A 22162-nucleotide genomic window follows, 5' to 3' on the forward strand; every position below is an offset into this window, starting at 1 on the left:
ATGCAAATGAGATTACAACTTGAAACCCAGTGTCGCTCTCAGCACATTGTTCTTCTGATCATTCGCTTTCAGGAAAGGGCTCATTCCCCATTCATGCGAAAGATCAAGCGTCACAAAGCCGAATTCAAGGCCAACTCCTGCATTCAACCCGTAAGAAAACTCTTCAATGTTGTCCTTGTTGAAGCGTGAATTTTCGGTATCGTCAACACTCAATACATAATTTCCGACCACACCGCCCTTGATATTGAACCGGAAAAATCCGCCTTTGGCTTTCGTCAGGTACACGCCGAGCATTAAGGGAGCTTTCAATGAATGTATCCTCGGGCCGGTCAGTAAGGGAGCAGTTGAAACACTATCCTCGCTTGTCACGTCCATCGAAGAGCTCAGATAATGTACACCCGGCTGAATGAAAAATTTCTTCATCCTGAAACGGAAATCAAGACCCGCATTCCAGCCAGATCTGCCCTCATACTTGCCATCGTCGAAGTTTGCATTGAAGTTAGATGCGTGGATACCTACCAATGGGATCACCCATAGGCCAGAGTTGCGGGCAGGTTTTTCACCAAATCTTTCTCTGAAAGTCAGCCTTTCTTCCCGCGTCATAGGTTCGCTGTATGCCGCATCGGCAGGGCTGGCAGGCGCTGCATAAACGCGTTGTCCGGGCGCCGCAGATTCGCCACGTTTGAATCTCAGCCACGCTTTGTAATCTTCATAATCCTGCTGATCCTGGCTATTCGAAAAACGGCTTCCCGCATTTCCGGCGGCTGGTTCCTGCTGGTTGTAGTTCGGCGGAACGATGATATTGTTGATGATAATAGCAGGCTGGCCCTGTTGCTGCGGGTAATTTTTGTAGGTAGATTCCACGAGCCGCTGCGCGAACGCATTTGCATTGTTTGCATTGGCCGAATCCAAAGTGATATTCCTTTGAATTACACTCGGGTTGCCGCTATTGGTTGCAGCAGCCGGCACTGCATTCTGCCCGCCCGAAGTGTTCCCTGCATAACCTGAGCTGTTCGTAATCTGACCATTATTTTGAGTCGACTGGCTGCTGATCACGGGTGTGGTAACCGTTGCAGGAGAAGCCGGAGAAACGAGCTGTCCCATTCCAGCAAGCTTTTGCTCACCTTCCTGAATATCTTTCTGAAGCTCCGCAATATCCTTGTTAAGCTTTTCAATGCCTTCGCTATCTTTTCGGGCATTTTTAGCATCACGCTGGGCATCCTTCGCGGCACTGTTGGCTTTCCCCGACAGTTTCTTATCCTGCGGATTGGAAGTCAGATCAGCCGCCGCCTGTCTGTTTGCGTCCGCTGAGGCCTGCGCTTTTTGTGCGCTTTTCTGCATTTCCTGTTCTTTTTCCAGAAGGTCTTTCTGTTTTTCAGCCAGCTTTATTTTTTTGTCATTAATATCCTGACTGATCTTGATCGCTTCCTTTTGATTGTCAAGGGCCTTCAAAGAGTCCTGGGAGACAACCTGGGCCAGGACAGGCTGCGAAAACAGCATGGCAGCCAGCGCGTAGTAGGTTAGTTTTGTTTTCATTGTGTTGGAATGTTGATGAATTGAAAAATTAAAAATTGTTGAGAAAGCGGATCTATGAAGCTTCAAAAATTGATTGGTCAAGCGAAGCGCTTCCATCCGACCTACATCGAAGTTTCAAAATAGCATGCCGTGGAGCATCGGCAGGTTGCCCGCCGTAGTAGAATAAAAAGATAAGCAACCTTCGGTTTCTTGGCTAACAATCCGATATTGCATTGCTATTTAAACAAAGTATTTCTTTCGAAAACCCATTGTGCCCGTCATGAATATTGGTAAAGAACTCTTATTCTTTTTCAGTGCGCTGGGTGCGTTCAACGGGCTGGCGCTAGGGCTATACTTTTTCTTTTTTACCAAAAAGAAATATCTGGTCAATTACCTGCTGGGCGCTCTGGTCTTTGCATTGAGCCTGCGAATAGGAAAGTCCGTATTTCTGTACTTCGATGGTAAGCTGCCCAAAATCTATTTGCAGATCGGCCTTTCCGCCTGTTTCTTTATTGGTCCGTTTCTGTACGGTTTCGTCAGTTCGGCCGTGAAGCCAGTGGAGAAAATGCCGCGTCGCTGGTCCGCAGGGCTGCTTTTCCTGTTAGCCCTCATTCTTGTAATAGACATAGGCTGGCCCTATTCAGCAAATCCTGCGCTCTGGAAAACGTATATCATCCGGGGGATCTACTTTCAATGGTTTGTTTTCATCGTTGCGGCGGGTTTTGTGGCCCGGGATATCCTGCAAAAGTTATCGGCAAGATCCTATCAGATGAAGGCTTCGGAAGTCTGGATCGCGGTCATTTACATGGCTAATGTCCTGATATTCTTCCTATACTTTTCCTCCATGATCGATGCACCTTACGCACCGTATATCAGCGGATCGATCGCTTTTTCGCTGGTACTGTATCTCATTGTGGCCATCATTTTATATCGCAACAGGACCGACGAACTTTTCCTGATCCAGGCTGCGCGGCCGGTTGCCAGGAAGCTCAGCGAATCGGATACCCGGCTCTGGCTTGCGAAGCTTGACAAGCTGATGCGGGAACAATCGGTGTACACCAATGCTGACCTGAAACTAGGCGACTTGTCAAAAGAAATTCAGATCTCAGCCCACCAGCTTTCGCAATTATTGAATGATGAACTGGGTAAGAATTTTACGACTTACGTCAATGAGTTCCGGATCGAAGAAGCTTGCCGGATACTTTCCTCAGATTATCGGTTCACGCTCGAAACGGTAGGTTATGAAGTGGGTTTCAATTCAAAATCAACCTTTTTTGTGGCTTTTAAGAAGTTTAAAGGCGTAACACCGGCCGTTTTTCAGCAGCAGCAAACGCAGACGGCGCTCACAAAACCAGGTGTGAATTTATAAAAACGTACTCCTGATTCGAGATTTCTGAACTTCGCAGCCGGATTTCCAGCGGATTTTTGTCAAAAAAAACCAACGAAAATCTATTCCATGCGACCCGTACGAATTCTGTTAGTCACACTTGCATTCACCTGTTTTTCAATCACCAGCTCCATTGCCCAGGAAAGCTTCTCGATATCAGCCAAAGTAGTCGACACGAAACAGCAGGCTATTCCGGTGACAGCCCGGGTATTATTACCCGCCGATTCCAGCCTGATCACCGGCAAGTTATTCGAAACCGGCCATGTCCAAATCCCGCAGATCGCACATTTGAAAGTCTTGCTGAAACTGTCGTCAGTAGCATTCACGGACACCACCTTTTTCATTGAAAGTAACGGTCGGCAGGAAGTGGATTTGGGGAATATTATTTTGAAAGAGCAAAGTCAGCTGCTCGACGAAGTGCGGGTCACAGGACAGCCGCCGCTCGTGAAATACGGGAAAAATGGTAGTATCGAAGTGCAGGTACCCGGCACTTTGCTGGCCGGGAGCAGCACTGTGATGGAGCTGTTGGAAAGATCGCCGGGTCTGTCGGTCACGGACGGGAGGATTTCGTTTATCGGGAAAGGTGAGGCGATCATTTTCCTGAACAACCGGCCGATTACCATTGAGCAACTTGCGGCTATTGCGGTAAACCAGATCCTTAGAGTTGAGATCCTGGCTAACCCATCTTCGCGGTACGACGCGGAGGGGAAGGCCGTGATCAATATCATCATAAAATCGCATCGCCAGGCGGGAGTAGCAGGCTCGGCGACGCAGCAGTATTCGTATTCGGATTATGCCGGCGGGGAAAGTAATTCACTTTTTGATGTGAATTATATGAAAAACAAAATAGCACTTGCGGCCAATTTCGGGTTGCTAGCGGGGAAGAACAGGGAAGTTTTGTACACAACCCGCACGCGCCCGAATCCGGAAGAATACCTGCGATCCGAGCTTACTACGGACTGGAAACGCAAATATGACGATTTTGTCAATATGGGGCTGGGCGTACAATATGACGTGAATGCGCGGTCGGGGTTTTCGCTGAGCTACCGCGGGAATTTCGACGACCAGCGCGGCAGCCAGGAAAGTCGCAACAGGATCACCACTATTTCGGAAAGTAATCTATACCGGAGTTATATCAATAAGAATGAAGACCGCAGAAATCATTCCTACATTCTTAATTACAATAACAAGCTAGATTCTGCGGGATCTGCACTGTTTATCGGCAGCCAATACACCCGCTACCGAACTGCTACAAATGACCTGATCAATGAGAATAACCTCGTAAATGACAATGAGTTAACAAAGGTGATCAGGAATGAAGTGGCGCAGGATATTTCTATTTCCAGCACCCAGGCTGATTTTACAAAAGTATTGAATGGCGACAGGCGGCTCGAAGCGGGCGTGAAGTTTAGCTATGCGAATAATAACTCGGGAACTGATTTTCTGGTAGGGGACGAAACGGGCGTTTTCGAGCCGGACACTGAGCTTTCGAGTAATTTCAAATACAAAGAAATGCTGCCTGCGGCTTATCTGAATTACAATACGACACTCGGAAAAAGTGTAAACGTGGCGGTCGGGCTGCGTGGGGAGTGGACGCATTTCAACCTCAATACCACCGCTGGAAAAGGTCAGGTAATTACATCTTCCTATCTCAATATTTTCCCTAATATCTTTTTAAGCAAAAGTCTGACGGAGCGCCTGAAAGTCCGGGCATCCTACGTTTCCAAGATCACAAGACCTCGGTACCAGGCACTTAATCCGTTTGTGATCTATCAGGACCCGTTTACAACCATTGAAGGTAACCCAACCCTGAAACCCGAAAAGATCCACGCTTTTGAGCTCGGGGCCAATTGCGGCGCTCTCGATGTTCGCGCGGGATTTAACTACACGGTCGATCCGCTGAGTGCTGCCGCATTGCGCGGCACCAAGCCAAACAGCTATGTTTTAAAAGCCCTGAACCTGCAAAAAGACTACACGTTTCTGACCTCCGTATCTTATTCGCTCAATCTCAGCTGGTGGAATTCGACCAATACAGCGACGGTCACATATAGTAAATCCATTGATAATCAGTTTGATTTCGTGTTTTTTAGTCCAAAACCACAAATCTACCTGTATAGCAGCAATACCTTCAATGTTCGTAATCTGTTCAAAGTTCAGGTGCTCGCCTGGTACCTCGGCGACAGGTACTATGGACTTTACTACAATAAAAACCGGTCGACGGTGACGCTTGGGATAGAGAAAGCTTTTTTTGCAAATGCATTCACAATGAGATTTACAGCCAACGATATTTTTCATCAAACCAATGCAGCCGGGACTTATAGCGTCGGGCAGACAGATATTTACTTTGACCGCTCATTTTCAACAAATTATTTCAGACTCGCCGCGACCTATCGTTTTGGTAAATCTGCGAAAGTAACTTTCAACAGCAGGTCTACCGGGGAGGCCGAAAACAGCCGGGCGAGGTAAACAGGCACGATTATATTCCTTTACTATTGCCGGTACAGTTTCGGGCAATAGTTGATTTTACGATGGAAATAGAGGATTTCAGGCAGAATAAGACGATCCCGCGGGTGATTGAAGCGGAGGTATTAAAGGCGCTCTCTTTTTACCCCGAATTGAAAGAGACCGAAATTCATTTCTTGTTCAAAAAGAAGATCAAAGGATCGGTGATGCAGGCGCAGCCGCGGATCAGTTCCATGTTCGGGGGCAAGCGGGCTTATCAGATCAATATCAGCGCGTTATTCCAGCTCACTAACTCGGCGATCCCCATTCACCAGATCCCGCCGGACATTATGGTCGGCTGGATCGGGCATGAACTGGGGCATGTGATGGATTATGAAAACCGGGATACGTTCGGCATGATCCGGTTTGGAATTGGTTACCTTTTTTCTACCAGGTTTGTAAAGAAAGCCGAGCGCGTGGCCGATACGTTTGCGGTAAGTCATGGTTTGGGTAAATACATTCTCAGCACGAAACATTTCATCCTCGACCACACTTTCCTTCCCGAAAAATACAAGCAGAAAATTGCCCGCCTGTATCTTTCGCCGGACGATATCGTAGAGCAGGTCCGGAAACTGGAAGCGAAGGAACAGGGGTTAACCTAGGTTTTTTTCCACAAAAGCAGCGAATTCAAGGAAATCCTCCTCTTTCATCACGCGTGGAATTTTCACCTGCCCGCCTTTCTTTTTTGTTTCCTCACTCCATTTGTAAAAGAGCTCCTCAGGTATCAGTTCCACTTCCACGCCTTTCAACGCTCGGCTGCGGGCTACCTTATAGTTTTTATTGTTTTCGGATAAAGTCGCATCCAGCGACTCCGCGACTTTCACCTTGTCCGGGGTTTTATCGCAACTCAAAAACCACTTGTGAATGTACTCATCGCCCCGGTGCACGGCTGCTACAATGAATTCTTTCACTACCACATCATATTCCTGCTCGATCACGCGCAGTCCGTCATTCATTTGGTTCACAGAAAGTTGTGAGCCAACTACATTGAGAAAATGCTTGGTCCGGCCGGTGATCCTGATCTCCGCCCGCGCTTTGTTGGTAATGGTAACCGTATCGCCAATCATATAGCGCCACGCGCCGGAAACGGTCGACAGCAGCAGTACATACTCGACATTTTCTTCGGCGTCGGCCAGGGATAGCACAGTGCCGCCGGGTTTTACCAACCCATTTTCATCCACATTGTCGCCGTTAAATGGGACGAATTCGTAAAAAATTCCATTGTTAGGAAAAAGCGCCATCGAAGAAGTGTCAGGCCGCTTTTGAATCGCAATAAAACCTTCGGAAGCGAGGTAGGTATCTATGTAAATGAGCGGTTTTGCAAAAAGCCTTTCCAGACTTTTCCGGTAAGGTTCGAAAGCCACGCCACCCGTGGTGTAGACCATCAGATTCGGCCAGATCTCGTGAATATTGTTGAGTTTGTGATAACTGATAATCTCTTTTAACATCAGCTCAATCCATGACGGAATACCCGACAAGCAGCCAATATCCCAGTTAGGCGCTTCTTCCGCGATCCTTTTTACCTTTTCATCCCAATCTGAAATGGCGGCGATTTCCGGCCCGGGCTTGTAAAATCCGCCAAACCACGTCGGCAGGTTACTTGCACTGATCCCGCTGATCTCACCTTCCTGGTGATCGTCTTTTTGGATCAGGTTGGTGCTGCTGCCGAGCATTAAGATTTGTTTGGTAAAAAAATCACCCGGCAAATTGAATGCACCGATCGTAGCGATCTCCGACATACCGGCTTTGCGAATGCAGCCCAGCATTTCGTCTGTAACGGGAATGTATTTACTATTGCTGGTGGTTCCGCTGCTGAGCGCAAAATAGCTCTGTCCGCCCGGCCAGGTCACATTCTGGTGTCCTTCCAGCAGGAAGTGCCACCATTCACCAAATATTTTATCGTAATCGTGAACCGGAACCCGGTTTTGGAATTCGGAGATGATATCGTCGCTTTCGAGGATTTCGGAGAATTGATATCGCTTTCCGAAAGCAGTAAGTTTTGCCGTTTCCAGCAGGGTTTTAAGAACGTCTTTTTGCGCTTCCACCGGTTCCGGATCACTGATGATCCTGCCCGTGAAATCAAGCGCTTTTTTGATAAGCTCGCCGATTACAGCCATATATGCACGAATTTCTTTCTAGGTGATGTATTCGCAACATCAAAAAGTCGTGCCATTTGACCTGCAACCGGCTATGCTTTCTATTTGAGATTAATGCTCTTGAAGTCGCGCGTCAGGTCAGTGAGCGATTGTTCTATCCCCATTCTTTCAAGCGAAGAGGCGCCGACAAATCCGTGCACGTCGGTTTTGCTGAGTATTTCACGCACATCGTCGGGGGTATTCACAGGTCCGCCGTGCGCGAGGAAAAAAATATCAGGGTTCACTTCCCGTCCCGCATCCGCGATCGCCTGGGTACGCTCAATCGCGTAATCCATGGAAACAGCCGCGCCCGTCACACCGATTGAACCGCCTACGGTCGTGCCTACATGCGCCACAATCGCGTCCGCGCCCACTTCCGCCATTTGCCGCGCCTCTTCCGGCGTAGCTACATATACGATAGAAAACAAGTCCATCATCGTCGCTAGTCTGACCATTTCAACTTCTTTGGCAAAGCCCATTCCCGTTTCTTCCAGAACCTGCCGGAAGTGACCATCCACAATGCAGTGGGTAGGGAAGTTATTGACTCCGGAAAATCCCATTTCTTTCACTTTCAGCAAATGGTGCCACATTCTGCGCCTGGGATCCGAGCCGTGCACACCGCATATCACCGGAATTTCTTCGACTACCGGCAATACTTCAAACTCACCGATTTCCATCGCTACTGCATTCGCATCGCCGTAAGCCATTAACCCGGCAGTAGAGCCGTGGCCCGACATTCTGAATCTTCCTGAGTTGTAAATGATGATCAGGTCCGCGCCACCTTTTTCGATGAATTTGGCACTGATCCCCGTTCCCGCGCCCGCTGCGATGATCGCTTTTCCCTCGTCGAGGGTCTTTTTCAGGCGGTCTCTAACTTCCTGTTTTGTGTAAGGATTTCCCTTACCGGTCCATTGGTTCGGCATATTATATGGTATTAATACTTAAATTTTAAGCTTTTTTTTTGCAAAAGTAACAGCAGATTGTTAACCAGCGTCTCTGCAAATGCAGGATCGTTGATATGCAGGTCGGACTCGATCACTTCCACGTGGTCGGCCGCGTGTGTTTTGATCGAATCAAACAGGGCTGCGTCTGCGTCTGGCTGGTAAAATATCCCGCCTTCCGAGTCTACCTGCGAAATACCGCGCAATGGGATAATGATCGAAGCCGGTGCCAGCGAGGGGCTCACCCTTTCCGCCAGCCGCTGACCGAGTATTTCATTTTCTTCCACATTCGTGCGCATCAGCGTCACGTCGGGCGCCCAGCTGTACAGTTGCCGGTTTTTGTATTGGGTAGGTATAGTGTCCAAATGAGCGAAATTGACCATATCCAGACAGCCGGGCACGACTATCTGCGGCAAACCCATTTCGGTAGCGGCGGTAAGCCGGGTAGGTCCGGCGCTGCAAATCCCGCCGCAAAGATCGTCGGCCAGCTCGGTCGTGGTCACGTCGAGTACCGCGTCGAAACTTCCTTCGCGGATCAGCGCTTCCATGGTTTTGCCGCCCACACCCGTAGCATGAAAGGCGAGTACTTCATAGCCTTGTTTGTTCAGCAGTTCGGTGCATTTGTCCACGCAGGCGGTCGTATTCCCAAACATACTGATCGCGATGCAGCCGGCGGTTTCGCTGTTTTCCGTTGGGGGCACATTCGCCATCGCGCAAATCGCCGCCGCCGCCTGCGCCACAAGCCTTTTGAGAATATGGTTCGTGCCCGCCACATCTACTACCGAGGGTATTAAGGTAATATCCTTGTCGCCGATCTGCCGGGAAAGGTCTTTGGAAGCCACGGTGCTGAGGCAGAGTTTGGGAATACCGAATGGAATTTGTTGCATAGCGGCGAGGGTAATATAAGTACCCCCGCCGCCGCCCATGCCGATCGCCGCCTTCACTTTTCCTTCTTCCACGAGCCGGCCGACGATCTGTGCGGCCCCGCGCCCCATGATATCCATCGCTTTTCCACGGTCGCGCTCCGAGCGGAGCAATGCGAGATCATAACCTCCTTCGACCGCGACAGCCTCGGCTTCAAAGTCAACATGAAACGCGTCGGTTGTACCGAAAATGCCCGTATTGATCGCAATGATCTGTTCGTTTTGGGCGAGGATCTGTTGTCGGAGAAAGGTGAAAACGTCGCCTTTTGTATCAAAACAACCCAGCAACAATATGTACTTTTCGTTTGAAAACATATTCATGCATCAATTTTTAACCTCAAAATCAAAAACTACCACCCGTTCCAGATTGGGTACCACCACATCTTTCGCGAGCTCATGCACGGGGTGGGGCAGGTAGGCGTCGCGGGAAGCCGGACTGTCAAATGTCATCACGAATCCGTGCGTAAAACCATCGTTCATGCCCTCCGGACTTTCGTAAGGCCCGTGTTCCATGTCAAGAAGCCCCGGGATCTGCCCGACCATTTCCATCATAGTTTTAAAACAATGTACGATTTGTTCCTCCGTAACCGAATTTTTAAACTGAAAAACCCCGAAATGCCTGACCATAATTTTTATTTTAATGTTTTAATGTAGGAAAGTAAATCAGCTACCTGCTTGTCTGAATAGCTGTCGATCAGCCCTTTGACCATAAAAGAGCGACCGCCGAGAAAACTCTGGCTTTTGATCGCCGCCGCTTCCACAAAAACCTTGGCGCCGCCCATAAATGCGAGTGTAGTACCCTGGTTATCCCGGTTCACGAGGTAGCCTTCCACGCTGGTCCCATCCTTCTTATTTACCCGATAAACTGCATAACCCGACTCCACAGCCGCATCCGGATCCAGGATCGCCGTAAGAAGCGCCTCGTTTTCCCGATTTGCCGATCCGTCCAAAGCAGGGGCGATATTCTGGCCTTTGCTACCGACCTGGTGACACGCAAGGCATGTTTGAAACAATACCTTCCCAGCCTCCGCATTCCCGCCGTTTTTCTCTGCCACGGTCATATATTTCGTAAGCTTACCCTTGAACTCTTTCTTCTTTTCCTCGTCGCGTTTCTTCACACCCTCCATGATCGAGATACTGCGCTTGTCGTTTTTGTTTGCATTCAAAATGCGTTCGGCTGCTGGAAGGTCGAATGCGGAAAGATCTAATAGCTTCTTTTCGTGCATCGAAACCAACAACTCTGCGCCCTGGCTGGAAGCCGACAGGATCGAGGCGAGTTCAGTTTTTTCATTCTGGGTCAATTCAGGTACCCATTTCAGCGAAGCCTGCTTGCCTGCGGCGGGGTCGGTTTTCGATAAACTGTTTAATGCGGCTGCGCGGATATCGAAGCTCATTTTCTTGTCCTGCACCACCTTCGCGAATACGGGCTGGTTCTGCTTTGGACTTACTTCCATGGCTTTCAAGGCGAGGCGCAAAGTATTGTCAGGCAGCTGGTCGCTGATCATCCCGGCCACCGCTGCGCTCGATTGCTCGATCTTAAACCGGCCGATCGCGTCGAGTGCCAGGTCTTTGTCGGCCTGGGTGTTGCCTCCCAGTAAAGTTTTGACCGGCGCGGCCAGTATCGCAGCCATTTCCGGCGATTGTACCTGCGATTGGTTCTGCAAAGCGAACGTAATGTACGTTTTCGCATTCGCCGGATCAGCGGTCAACTGCTTCATGTTCTGGTGAATATCACTGTTTTTGAGCATTCCCGCCATACTCACAAAAGTAGATTCATCCAGTACGGACATTTCTGCTTTTGGCCAGAATTGCAGGAACGCAGTTTCGCGCTGTCCTTCCGGTAAAGCCTGTACCGCCCAAAGCATATTGACCGCCGGCACATTCGCGGCAGCCGGTGAGCTGATGAATTGCTGCAATGCCGCTGGCGATTGCTCCAATGCTTTTCTTGCCAAAAACCTTTCAAAACGCCGCTCGTAACTACCGCCCATTGCGTTGCCCGGTAATTCGGGTTTGGAGGCTTTCGCGAGTATTTCAATCACAGTTTGGTCTGCATTTCCGGAGTCAGTAAGCGTGCGGATCACCTGCGAGCGTACCGTCGGATCTTTGTCTTCGATCAGGTTTTTAGTCAGCGCAGCGATTTCTGCCGGTTTCAATGAAAAGCTGTTCAGTGAGCGGATTGCCTCGCGCTTAAGATCGGATGAAGAAGCCTGCAAAAGTTTTGCTATCAGCGCAGCATCGTATTTTTTAATTCCTTCCAAAGACCATAATGCATGAATCCGCGCGACCGGATCGGCGCCTTCGTCTCCCGCGGTAGCGATCAGCTCAGGCGCGAGCTTCGAAGTTTCGGCGATAGGGCGATCAGAGATCTGGTGCCAGGCTGCGCGTTTTTCCCAAAGTGAAGGGGATTTGAGGTAACCTGCCAGATCTTCGGTTTTTATTTTGTAAAAATCGGGCACCTCGCGCGGCTGCTGACTTACGTGCCTGATCCGCCAGATCCGCCCGTGCGTTTTGTCGCGGTCGGGGTGAGTGGTCGGTAACTCGTTGTGTGACACGATCTTGTTGTACCAGTCGGCAATATAAAGACAGCCGTCGGGCCCAAACTCCATATTCACGGGCCTGAACCAATCATCCTCCGAGGTTAGCAAATCCGGCAAGTGGCTGGAAGTGACGGTACCATCCTCATTACGTACCATTTTCACCGCATTGATCGAGCTGGTAATAGGGTTTGCCAAAAAGGCTACATCCTTGTATTCAGCTGGAAAAGTACCGGAAGCATCGTCGGGAAAAGCTGTTCCCGAAATCCCCGTTCCGCCTACTCTGAAACTGTGCAGCGGTGGCATAAATGGCTGGTACGGGCGCAAACGATCATTCCCGATACCCGGAAAACCAACGCCCGGTTCCAGCTGCACGACCGAATAGCCGAGGTCATTTGCTTCCGAACCATACCATTGTCCATTGTGGCGTAACTGGAAACCCCAGATATTATTGAGCCCCGAACTCACCAGCTCTACCTTTTTTCCATCCAGTGAAAACCGCGCGATCTTGCTGAAATCAATCTTGGCTTTTGCGTCGCTTTTGAGCGAAGTCACCTCGCCTTTATTCAATCCACCGTGACTGAAATGGATCCAGTCGCCCGGCCCGCGCACCAGCGTATGCGCCATTGTATGCGTGTCGGTAAAGCCAAATCCGGTAAGCAGCGGGTCGCGCTGGTCGGCTTTTCCGTCGCCATTTGCATCATTCAAAAAGAACATTTCGGAACCCTGCGCCACGTAAACGCCCGATTTGTAAGGCAGGATACTCATCGGGATCGTCAGTCCGTCCGCCCAGATAGTCGCTTTCGCGGGTGTTTTTTTGTAAAGGTCCGAAATCACGATGATCTTGTCGGTACCCTTGGTTTTTCCCTGATAAAGATCGAGAATTCGCTTGAAACTGGGGTGCGTTTTTTGCTCTTCCTGGTTGTCCATCAGCCGCAGCAGGTCATTCCACTGGATATCGGCAATAGGGTCGAGCGGGTACATTCTGGCTGTTTGAGTCCAGAGCCGCCCCGCGTCGTCGAAGGTCAGGTCCACCGGGTTAACAATACTGTCGCGCTCGCTGGCGACCAGCTCGATCACGAAGCCGGGCGCTAACTTAAATCCCGCCATTTCCTGTTCGGGCGTGTTGACTTTCGTCCGTACCGACTGGGTTTTATCTTTTTTCTGCGCGTAACTGCTGTCGGGCAGGCAAAGCGCTATTATAACCGCGAATGCCGCAGTGAATTTTTGTAGCCTCATAAATAAGTGGATTTGCTGTTACAGGATCAAATGTTTTTACAGCTCGGTGAGCACCAGGTCGCGAAATTCGACCTGGGCTACTCCGCCGCTGTGTATTTGCACTGCTATCACACCTTTTTGGGGCATTTTCTGGTCTTGCTCGGTGTAATCGCAGGTTTTAACGCCATTGATATACAGCTCGTGCCGGTTGCCTTTGCAGCGGATAATATACGTATTCCAGTCATTTTCTTTTAAAACGTGGCTAAGCGTTTTCAGGTCGCCTCCGACCAGTTTGCCGCGGCGGTGCTCATCGTAAATATCGCCCCAATAGCCCGTACCGATATCGGCCTGGTACCCTACCATTTTACCACCCTCGATCACCGATCTGTACTGGATACCGCTGTTGATCATACCCGTTTTTGCATCACCGGTGAGCCGGAACAGGCAGCGGAATTCGAAATCGCCGTATTCTTTGGTTGTAAAAAGGTACCTGTTCGCGTCGATCTTGTTTTTGCCGTCGCCGCTTTTCAGAGAGCTGTCGGCCGCTGTCCAAAGCTTCATTTCAGCGGGTTCGATCGTTCTCCATCCGGTCAGGGTTTTTCCGTCAAAAAGAGAAACCGTTTTCTCGGTTGACTGACCGGATACATTCCAGCAAATGCAGGCAAATGCGAGTTGCAGCAGCAGTGTTTTATTTTTAAATAAGCTCATTTTCAAAAATTTAATTTGTTGTTACCACTTCGGATGCTGCACCAATGTGCCGCCAGACTTGTCTATCTCGGATTGTGGGATCGGGAAAAAGTCATGCTTTCCGTCCACATATTTGAAGAAATTGCCGCCCCATTGCGGGTTGATCTTCGTATCGTTCTGCCAGCGGTCCTTCGATCTTAAAAAGCTGCCGGCAATACCCCATCTACGCAAATCGAATGCAATTTTTCCCTCGAAAGTAAATTCAACCCTTCTCTCGTGGCGGATCGCTTCGAATACCTGCGCTTTGTTGAGGCTCGTAGCCAGTGGCGGCATATTCACCGACGGCCGAGCGCGAACCTGATTAATATAAGGTACCGCCGCTGCCGGACTGCCTGTTTCATTCAAAACCTCAGCATACATAAGCAGTACCTCGGCGTAGCGGTACAAAGCGAAATTCGCAGAGGTATGCCACGGATAGTTCTGTTCGATTTCAGCGCCCGTTTTTCCCGAGATCACCCACTTTTTCAATGCAAAGCCGGTTCCGTTCACTACGTCTTTGAATATCTGACCTTCAAAATTGTCGCCTTTGCGAAAGATCGAATAGGTGAGGCGCGGATCTTCTTTGGGTGTTTTTTCATATTCATTCACCAGATCCTGGGTTGGTCGGATCCAGCCCCAGCCGCCGCCCGGCACATATCCTTCTCCGTTTGGCGCACTGTAAGTAGTCGAAAAGTTGCCCAGGTTTTTACCGGTATTCGCTTTGTATTGTATTTCAAAAATGGATTCACTGTGGTTTTCAACCGAACCGTCGAACAATGCCGAATAGGAATTCAGTAGTTTGAATTTGCCCGAGTTGATCACCGTTTCCAGGAGCGGCTTGGCCTGCGCCCATTTTTTCTCCCACAAATAAAGCTCTGCCAGTACGGTTTTAGCTGCATAAGAAGTTGCGCGGCCCAGGTTCGCATCGTCGTAAGTGTCGGGCAGGGTGGAAGCTTCGAGCAGGTCTTTTTCAGCCTGGTCAAATAGCTCCTGCTGCGTCGATTTAGGTATCAGTAAATCGTCGATACCGAGTGTTTTGGTCACCAGCGGCGCGTCACCATACATTTTGGCGAGGCGCAGCATCCACCAGCCGCGCAGGAAATAGGCTTCTTTGATCAGCCGGCCTTTCAGAGCTTCGTCCATTTCAATAGCGGGGATTTTTTCCATTGCCTGATTGGATCGGTAAATGCCTTCGTAGATCTGAAACCACTGATTGGACAATTCCCCGTTATTGGGCTGCAAAGTATATTGGTAGATCTGGTTCCAGGCCACACCGTCGGGATGAGGCTCGGCGTCGGAACTCTGAATATCTCCCCACATATCCATTCCCGTCGTATTGCTCGTACTTCCGCCGGTATGATAGGCCAGAATTGCATTATAGCAAGCCACCACAGCCGCATTTGCATCATCGGCGGTGGTATAAAATCCGTCCTGCGACACCGAGCCGATCGGTTCCAGGTTCAGTTTGTCGTTGCAGCCGCCCGCCAGCACAGCCAGCAGCGCGATCGTAAAAGTGAGTTTTTTCATTCGTATATAATGGATACGTTGCTGATAGTTATTGTTAAAAACCGAGGTTCAATCCCATGTAAAGCGAGCGAGCAATAGGGTAGGCGGTCGCATTCGTTTCCGGGTCAAAACCTGGGTATTTGGTGAATGTGAGCAGATTTTGTCCGGCTATAAACAGCCTGATCTTGCCCAATCCCGCCTTTTTGATCGCCTCACCCGAAAAGTCGTAACCCAGCTGCACGTTTTGTATGCGGATATAATCCTGACTTCTCACCCAGAAATCCGAAGAGCGGGAGTTGTTGTTCGGATCACCACCGATAATCCGCGGCACGTAGTTGCTCGTTCCAGGCCCCGTCCAGCGATCGGCCCACATGATATTGGTCGATTCTGCGGCGCGTGCGGCTGCAAACCCGCTGGCGAAAATGTTCTGATACCTGCCAAAATCGCCCGTCACAGATACTGCGAAATCGAAGTTTTTGTACCGTGCGCTGCCATTGAAACCGATGATCTGCTTTGCCAGGAAATCGCCGATATAGGTCCGGTCTTTGTCATCAATAACATTATCTCCATTCAAATCCTTGAACTTGATATCACCGGGCTGCGCGTTGGGCTGCAAAGGTGAGGCCGCGATTTCGTCCGTGGTCTGGAAGATCCCATTGTGCACATAACCGTAAAATGAGTTGATCCCATGACCTTGCGAAGTGCGCGTTTCAACACCGCCCTGGCCGCCGCCCGCCTGGATAATGTCCAGCCCCTTGTCCAGTTTGGTCACCTCGTTTTTATTGATCGTGATATTGAAACCCAGGTTGTAAGTGAAATTCTGGTCAAATGCGCTGCCACGGTAATCGACTGTAAATTCCATCCCGCTGTTGCGCACGCTGCCTATGTTCTGATAAGGATAGGTGGCCAGTCCCGAAATGCTCGGAAGCGGCACTCGCACCAGTACGTCGGAAGTGCGGCGGTCGTAATAGTCGATGATAAAGCCCAGTCTGTCCTGGAAAAGGTTGAATTCGAGTCCGGCGCCGGTGGTAGTTGTTTTTTCCCAGGATATATTGCGGTTGGCCAGTGCGGTCGGGCCTGCTCCTGAAACGACATTTTGAGAAGAACCAAAATTGTAGAACAGACTGTAATCGATCAGTGACTGGTAAGGGTATATCCCGACGTCCTGATTGCCAAGTACGCCATAACCCGCCCGGAGCTTCACGTAGCTGACTGGGCCCAATTTACCGGAAATAAATTCTTCATTTGAAAGCACCCAGCCGGCTGATACAGAAGGGAATATCCCCGTCCGGTTGCTCTTTTCAAAGCGGGAGGACTGGTCGATCCGAATGCTCGAAGACAACAGGTATTTTTCTTTAAATGCATAATTAAGACGTCCGAGATACGATTGCAATGCCCATTCCGTGAAGTTACCGCGGGCCAGATCGTTGGAAGTGGCGGCGTCCAATACTTGCAGGTTCTCATCATTTCTGCTGAATGTATTCCTGAATGCCCGCACAAATTCATACCGCTCATTCTGGAAAGTATAACCCGCCATCAGGTCCACGTGGTGATTGGTGCCGAAGGTTTTGCCGTAGGTCAGGATGTTATCGATAATGTAATTTTTCGTGCTGTTCACCTGTCTGTTCAGCGTAGCGATCCCGTTGGAATTACCCAGTCCGAAGTTGTAGGAAGGCACGAAGTTCTTGATATCCAGATTGATATATTCGGCCCCGATACTGGTTTTGAATTTCAGGCCCGGAACGATCTCGTATTCAGCATACAGATTACCCAATAAGCCAAGTCTGTTATCGACGTTTGTCCGCTCGAATGCGTACACCAGCGGCGCGGTCATAGTAGTCGGCTGACCTGCGCGGTCGGCGATTCCGTAGCTTCCGTCGGGATTGTAAGGCAGCACATTCGGGGCGTAGATAAGCGCCGCATTCACGGCACCCTGCGGGTCGCCTTGCTTCAATGCGCCGTAACTGAACCCGAAGCTGCTTCCGATTTTCAGTCCTTTCAGTGGCTGAATGTCATTATTTACACGAAAGTTCGCGCGACTGTATCTGGAATTAAGTACAATGCCGTCGCCTTTGTAGTAGCTCATCGTGATTGCGTGCAAGTTCTTTTCCGTACCGCCGCTGAAAGAAAGGGAATAGTTCTGTTTGCCTCCCGTGCGGAAGATTTCATCCTGCCAGTTAGTACCTTTTCCGAGTGAAGCCGGATCAGCATAAGGCGCTTCTTTGCCCTGATTGACATAAAAATCATTCACCATCGCGCCATAAGTAGCCGCGTCCACGGTACCAATTTTGTTGATCGGCCGGTCGAAGCTGTACATGGATTGAAAGCTGATCACTTCCTTGCCAATAGACCCTCTTTTGGTAGTGACCAACACTACACCATTCGCGCCGCGCGAACCGTAGATGGCCGCAGAAGAAGCGTCTTTCAGTACGGTTACCGATTCAATGCTGTTCGGGTCGAGGTCGGTCAGGCCGCCGCTTGTGATAATACCGTCGACTACCACCAGCGGGGAAGCACTTGCTCCGAAACTGCCCATTCCGCGGATCCGGATCTCGGCACCTGCACCGGGGCCGCCGTTCGTCTGGCGAACATTCAAGCCCGCTACTTTTCCCTGCAATGCCTGCGCCAGGTTCGGTACCGCCTGATTTTCAGTTTGTTTGCTCGATACCAATCCCACCGCGCCGGTCAGGTCCGTTTTCTTGATCGTACCATATCCGATTACGACTACTTCGCTCAGCGCCTTGATATCACCCAGCAGCTGCACATTCACTTCCGTGCGGCTGCCGGCCACAATTTCCTGACTGATATAACCTACGAAGCTGAAAATCAGTGTGGTATTCTCGTCGCTCACATCCAGACTATACCTTCCCTGAGCGTCGGTAGTAGTACCGCTCTGGGTTCCTTTCAGTAATACGCTCACCCCTGGAAGACCGTCGCCCCGATCGTCAGACACCTTTCCCGCGATGGTATGCAGTAATTTGACCTTCACAGCCGGAATCAGCAGGCTTTCTTCCTTCGCCCGGACTTCTTTTCTGATCACAATGCTTTTGTTGAATATCTTGTAAGACAGCGGCAAGTCTTTCAGCAGCTGGTTCATAGTCTGATCAATAGACGCATTTCTGATATTCAGACTGACTTTTAATCCTTTCGGAATATCGAGTTTATCGTATAGGAACAGGTATTCTGTCTGCTTTTCAATAGCAGTGAGCGCGACTTCCAGCGGAACGTTTTTTTCGTTCAGCGAAATTTTCTGACTAAATCCATTGGCCGCTACCTGAGATAACGTCGCCACCAGCAGAAACGTGATTAGTTTCATTGTCAAGATCAGTCTGGGAGGCACGGATATGATGCTGCATCCCCCTTTCTGTGGTAAAAGGTTTAATTGCATATATTTGTAAGGTTTAGATAAACTGTAATAGACTTTGTCACAAAGGGCTTTTCGCACTATCTGGACTTTCCGGGGAGATGTTCGCAGCATCTTCCCTTTTTAATGTCCGGCAGTGCAGATGGAGCAATTACGAAGGCGCTTTTCTCTTGGCTTTCATAGTTTTTAGATTTAGGAATAGAATCATTCAATATTAACGATATACTGTATACGCAGCTTTCTTGTCACATCTTTACAACCACTTTATTCTGCTCGACCCTGGCATTTACTCCGGCATACCTGAGCATATTCAGCAGTTCGGAGATATTTACGTTTCTGGAAACCTTGCCGGTAAACTGCCGCTTTGGAATTTTACCCTCATAGTTCACATCGATGTCGTACCACCTGGCTGCCTGCCGCATAATCTCCTCAATTCCAGAATCTTTGAAGTAGAATAAGCCATTTTTCCAGGCAATTTCCCGGTCAATATCAACTGCGGCTGTCTGGATTGCACCGTTGGCCGAAATCGTCGCCTGCTGGCCGGGTGTAAGCTTTTTCGAGCCTTTTTTATTCCGCAATTTCACCGAGCCTTCAACAAGCGTAGTCTTCAATGCACTTTCGTCCTTGTAAGCCATGATATTGAAGCTGGTACCCAGTACTTCTACCTCAGAAGTACCGAATCTGACTCTAAATGGTCTTTTCCTATCTTTCGTTACCTCAAAATAGGCTTCACCCGATATCTCGACTGTGCGGTTATTGTTGGCGAAAACTGTCGGGAAGCGGATCGAGGAAGATGCATTCAGCCACACTTTACTTCCGTCGTGGAGGGTAACCTGGTATTGCCCGCCTTTGGGTGTGGAAAGTCTATTGCTCTGATTATTAGTTTCTTGTAAATTTTCCGAAACTGCGACCCGAAGTTTTCCGTCGTCGGTCTTCGTGAAGTTGGCTGCGCCGTGACTGCCCAGCAGCCCGTTGGCGGCACTGTCAAGCGGAATTTGACGACCGTCTGACAAGGAGAGCATTGCCCTGTTGCCACCGGGTGGAATGTCAGTGACCTGCCGCCCGGTGACCGCAACCTCCGGGGCTTTTTCGGGTCGGTTTTTCAGCCAGTAAAGCGAAAATCCGGCGATGATCAGCAGTGAAGCTGCTGCATAGCGCAGCCACCGCATCGGACGCACTTTTTCTTGTTCCTCCTCTTCCTCGTGCTGGTTTTCAGCTGTTTGTAAAATGGAATGGAGCATTTTGCCGCTCTCTTCTTCCGAAAATTCCTTTTCATCCGGATGCAAACTTTCCCAGGCATTTCTAATCAGCGCGGCGAGCGTCTCGTCGTTTTCTGACATCCTGATCAGGTGCATCAGCTCATTCGTTTCCGGATCCGTTGCCAGCCCGGAATAGTATCGACTGAATAGCAGCGCCAGCCTGGAAGAGGATGTTTCCATACTAAAAAGCATTTAGGATTTGTAAGAAAGCGGTCTTGTATCTAAGACAGGAAAAATTGAATAAAAGGGGGTATTGTCCTGCAAATATTTTTAAAATAAAAAAATAGAGCAGAGTAATATGCTCACAATCAGCTTTTTGCGAACATAAGAAGTGATTGATTCGGACGAGATCTGCAAATATCTCTTCACCGTTTCCCGGGACAGGCTGAGGCGCGCGGCTATTTCTGTATACTTCAATCGCTCGTGGCGGCTCATCAGATAAACCTGTCGCTGTTGGGGCGGAAGGCGGTCGATCGCTTCGTCGAGCAGGAGGTATTGGGTACTTTCCTCGTAATTGTCATCAGTAGCGAAATCCTGATTATCGTCGAGCTCGCTGGTCAGTGCGTTTTCCAGTGCGTTCCTTTTCAGGCAGTTGAGTGCATGGTTTTTAGATATTACGTACAAATACCCTTTGAAATTACGGACAGAGAAGAGCTCCTCGCGGTTTATCCAGATCTTTAAAAATATATCCTGCACCACTTCCTGCGCCAGTTCGTGCGACCTGGTAATGCGAAATAAGTGGGAGCCGAGCCGGTTGTGGTATTTGTTGAAAATGGTCCTGAAAGCTTTTTCATCCCCCCGCGCAACCAGCAGAAGCAACTCACTGTCTTCGTCTATGATGGGTAAGTCAGACATATTGAAGCAGATAAACCAATGGGACTATATTCTGCAAACGCACAATAATGGAAATTCTACTAGAACAAATGTAATTTATTTAATGGTTTTGTAACCAGACATTAAGTTTAATCGGAGAATTGCTTTTGTGAAAGAACTGCCGCTGCTGAGGCAGGCTACTTTCGATATACCATGGAAAACTGGAAAGCAATTGCATTCTTACTAGCTGCGGGGCAGGGGTTTATTTTGAGCCTGTCACTGATCGTGCGGGGGGCGAGAGGTCCGAAAGCCAGTTTTTTCCGTGGGTTAATCCTTTTTGTCCTTTCGCAGGAGCTGCTGAATGCGTGGGGGATGCAGGTGCGTTACCACCAGCAAGCCGGCGCGTTTCGTTTCTGGAACTATCAGAGTTATCTGGTGCTGCCTCTTGCGCTGTGGTTTTTCGCGCGGCTTACCACCTTGCCCGATTATCACTTCAAAAAAAAGTACTGGCTATTCTTTCTTCCCATTGCCGCAGAGATCGGTTTTCGCTGTTTCTGGCAGGTGTATGCCAGCTCGTTGCAAGCAAATCGGACGTCTTTGCTCGATAATAATTTCTGGTTTTTATGGACAGAAATATTTCCAATAGTCGGGATGATTCTTGTTTTATGGATCTACGCAAAGAAGCTTTCGCGGTTCCGTATTGCCTGGCAGAGGCAGCTGAACCGGTTGAAACCGATTCAATACCTGCGTTTATATGGTTTATTTGGCTTTATGATTTTGCTGACTGTGCTCTGGTTCTCGGGTGTGATATTAGCGTGGCCGATTTTCTCGTGGGTGAATTTTCTGCTCACAGTGTGCCTGTTTGGAATGGGTTATCTAGGCTACCTGAATCCCGACTTTTTTATCCTGCCCACACTTCACGCACCCAAATCAACTGAGAAACCTGAGTTTTTTCAGTACAATGATCTGGCCGAATTGCAGCGGCTGCACGCCGCTTTCACAACCGCCGCGCTGCATACCCGATCGCGTCTTACGCTCGAAGATGTCGCTGCGCATTTGAATTTGCCTGCCCGTTACGTGTCGTATGTGGTGAACACGCATTGCGCTTCCAATTTTACCAGTTTCGTAAATGGCTTCCGGGTGAGCGAGGTGATTTGCAAACTGGGGGATCCGAAAGAGCGGCATAAGACCGTACTGGCGCTGGCTTTTGAGGCGGGTTTTAATTCGAAATCTACTTTCAATCAGGTATTTCGTCAGCATACCGGCAAATCGCCTTCACAGTATCTGCCGGCTCAGAAGTAGCTGTCCGAAAACGTGATTCCGGACGTCCGGAAATGCA

15 protein-coding genes are annotated in these 22162 nt (G+C 49.4%); 4 read left to right on the plus strand and 11 right to left on the minus strand.

All coding sequences use genetic code 11. The annotated features are described in order from the left end of the window. Nucleotides 1-12: 12 nt before the first annotated feature. Nucleotides 13-1536, minus strand: a complete 1524-nt coding sequence (locus LZG94_RS09450) for an outer membrane beta-barrel protein (protein WP_233791659.1) — start codon at nucleotides 1534-1536, stop codon at nucleotides 13-15. Nucleotides 1537-1795: 259 nt separating this feature from the next. On the opposite strand from LZG94_RS09450, the gene LZG94_RS09455 reads away from it, so the two are divergent. The 3 genes from LZG94_RS09455 to LZG94_RS09465 all read left to right on the plus strand — a co-directional run bounded on the left by LZG94_RS09455 (nucleotide 1796) and on the right by LZG94_RS09465 (nucleotide 6006). Next, nucleotides 1796-2884 (plus strand): AraC family transcriptional regulator, encoded by a 1089-nt coding sequence (locus LZG94_RS09455; RefSeq protein WP_233791660.1) that lies wholly within the window; start codon nucleotides 1796-1798, stop codon nucleotides 2882-2884. 1008 nt (nucleotides 2885-3892) lie between these two features. Beyond that, the gene (locus LZG94_RS26540; protein WP_409013264.1) at nucleotides 3893-5368 is read left to right on the plus strand and encodes an outer membrane beta-barrel family protein; all 1476 of its coding nucleotides are present in this window, start codon (nucleotides 3893-3895) and stop codon (nucleotides 5366-5368) included. A 62-nt stretch (nucleotides 5369-5430) separates the two neighbouring features. After that, a complete protein-coding gene (locus tag LZG94_RS09465; RefSeq protein WP_233791662.1) occupies nucleotides 5431-6006 on the plus strand; it encodes a hypothetical protein in 576 nt (191 codons plus the stop codon). Here the strand turns inward: LZG94_RS09465 and LZG94_RS09470 are convergent. The 10 genes from LZG94_RS09470 to LZG94_RS09515 all read right to left on the minus strand — a co-directional run bounded on the left by LZG94_RS09470 (nucleotide 5998) and on the right by LZG94_RS09515 (nucleotide 20865). Beyond that, nucleotides 5998-7521, minus strand: coding sequence for a GH3 auxin-responsive promoter family protein (locus LZG94_RS09470; RefSeq protein ID WP_233791663.1), 1524 nt, complete (start codon nucleotides 7519-7521; stop codon nucleotides 5998-6000). The two genes, LZG94_RS09465 and LZG94_RS09470, sit on opposite strands and share 9 nt — an antisense overlap. An 80-nt stretch (nucleotides 7522-7601) precedes the next feature. Beyond that, nucleotides 7602-8462: a phosphoenolpyruvate hydrolase family protein gene (locus LZG94_RS09475; protein ID WP_233791664.1), complete on the minus strand. Its 861-nt coding sequence runs from the start codon at nucleotides 8460-8462 to the stop codon at nucleotides 7602-7604. Nucleotides 8463-8473: 11 nt separating this feature from the next. Beyond that, nucleotides 8474-9724: a Tm-1-like ATP-binding domain-containing protein gene (locus tag LZG94_RS09480; RefSeq protein WP_233791665.1), complete on the minus strand. Its 1251-nt coding sequence runs from the start codon at nucleotides 9722-9724 to the stop codon at nucleotides 8474-8476. Between the two features lie 3 nt (nucleotides 9725-9727). Continuing rightward, nucleotides 9728-10030, minus strand: a complete 303-nt coding sequence (locus LZG94_RS09485; RefSeq protein ID WP_233791666.1) for a Dabb family protein — start codon at nucleotides 10028-10030, stop codon at nucleotides 9728-9730. Nucleotides 10031-10035: 5 nt separating this feature from the next. After that, complete coding sequence (locus tag LZG94_RS09490; RefSeq protein WP_233791667.1) at nucleotides 10036-13176, minus strand: HEAT repeat domain-containing protein; 3141 nt, start codon at nucleotides 13174-13176, stop codon at nucleotides 10036-10038. 36 nt (nucleotides 13177-13212) lie between these two features. Next, nucleotides 13213-13863, minus strand: coding sequence for a DUF1080 domain-containing protein (locus LZG94_RS09495; RefSeq protein WP_233791668.1), 651 nt, complete (start codon nucleotides 13861-13863; stop codon nucleotides 13213-13215). Between the two features lie 21 nt (nucleotides 13864-13884). Further along, nucleotides 13885-15408, minus strand: a complete 1524-nt coding sequence (locus LZG94_RS09500) for a RagB/SusD family nutrient uptake outer membrane protein (protein ID WP_233791669.1) — start codon at nucleotides 15406-15408, stop codon at nucleotides 13885-13887. Between the two features lie 34 nt (nucleotides 15409-15442). Next, nucleotides 15443-18703, minus strand: coding sequence for a TonB-dependent receptor (locus tag LZG94_RS09505; RefSeq protein WP_233791670.1), 3261 nt, complete (start codon nucleotides 18701-18703; stop codon nucleotides 15443-15445). 293 nt (nucleotides 18704-18996) lie between these two features. Then, complete coding sequence (locus LZG94_RS09510) at nucleotides 18997-20190, minus strand: FecR family protein (RefSeq protein ID WP_233791671.1); 1194 nt, start codon at nucleotides 20188-20190, stop codon at nucleotides 18997-18999. 90 nt (nucleotides 20191-20280) lie between these two features. Next, nucleotides 20281-20865: an RNA polymerase sigma factor gene (locus LZG94_RS09515; protein ID WP_233791672.1), complete on the minus strand. Its 585-nt coding sequence runs from the start codon at nucleotides 20863-20865 to the stop codon at nucleotides 20281-20283. Nucleotides 20866-21036: 171 nt separating this feature from the next. On the opposite strand from LZG94_RS09515, the gene LZG94_RS09520 reads away from it, so the two are divergent. After that, nucleotides 21037-22125: an AraC family transcriptional regulator gene (locus LZG94_RS09520; protein ID WP_233791673.1), complete on the plus strand. Its 1089-nt coding sequence runs from the start codon at nucleotides 21037-21039 to the stop codon at nucleotides 22123-22125. The last annotated feature ends 37 nt before the right edge of the window (nucleotides 22126-22162 follow it).

It is taken from the genome of Dyadobacter sp. CY343 (genome assembly GCF_021390335.1).
In the GTDB taxonomy this organism is placed as follows: Bacteria; Bacteroidota; Bacteroidia; order Cytophagales; family Spirosomataceae; genus Dyadobacter.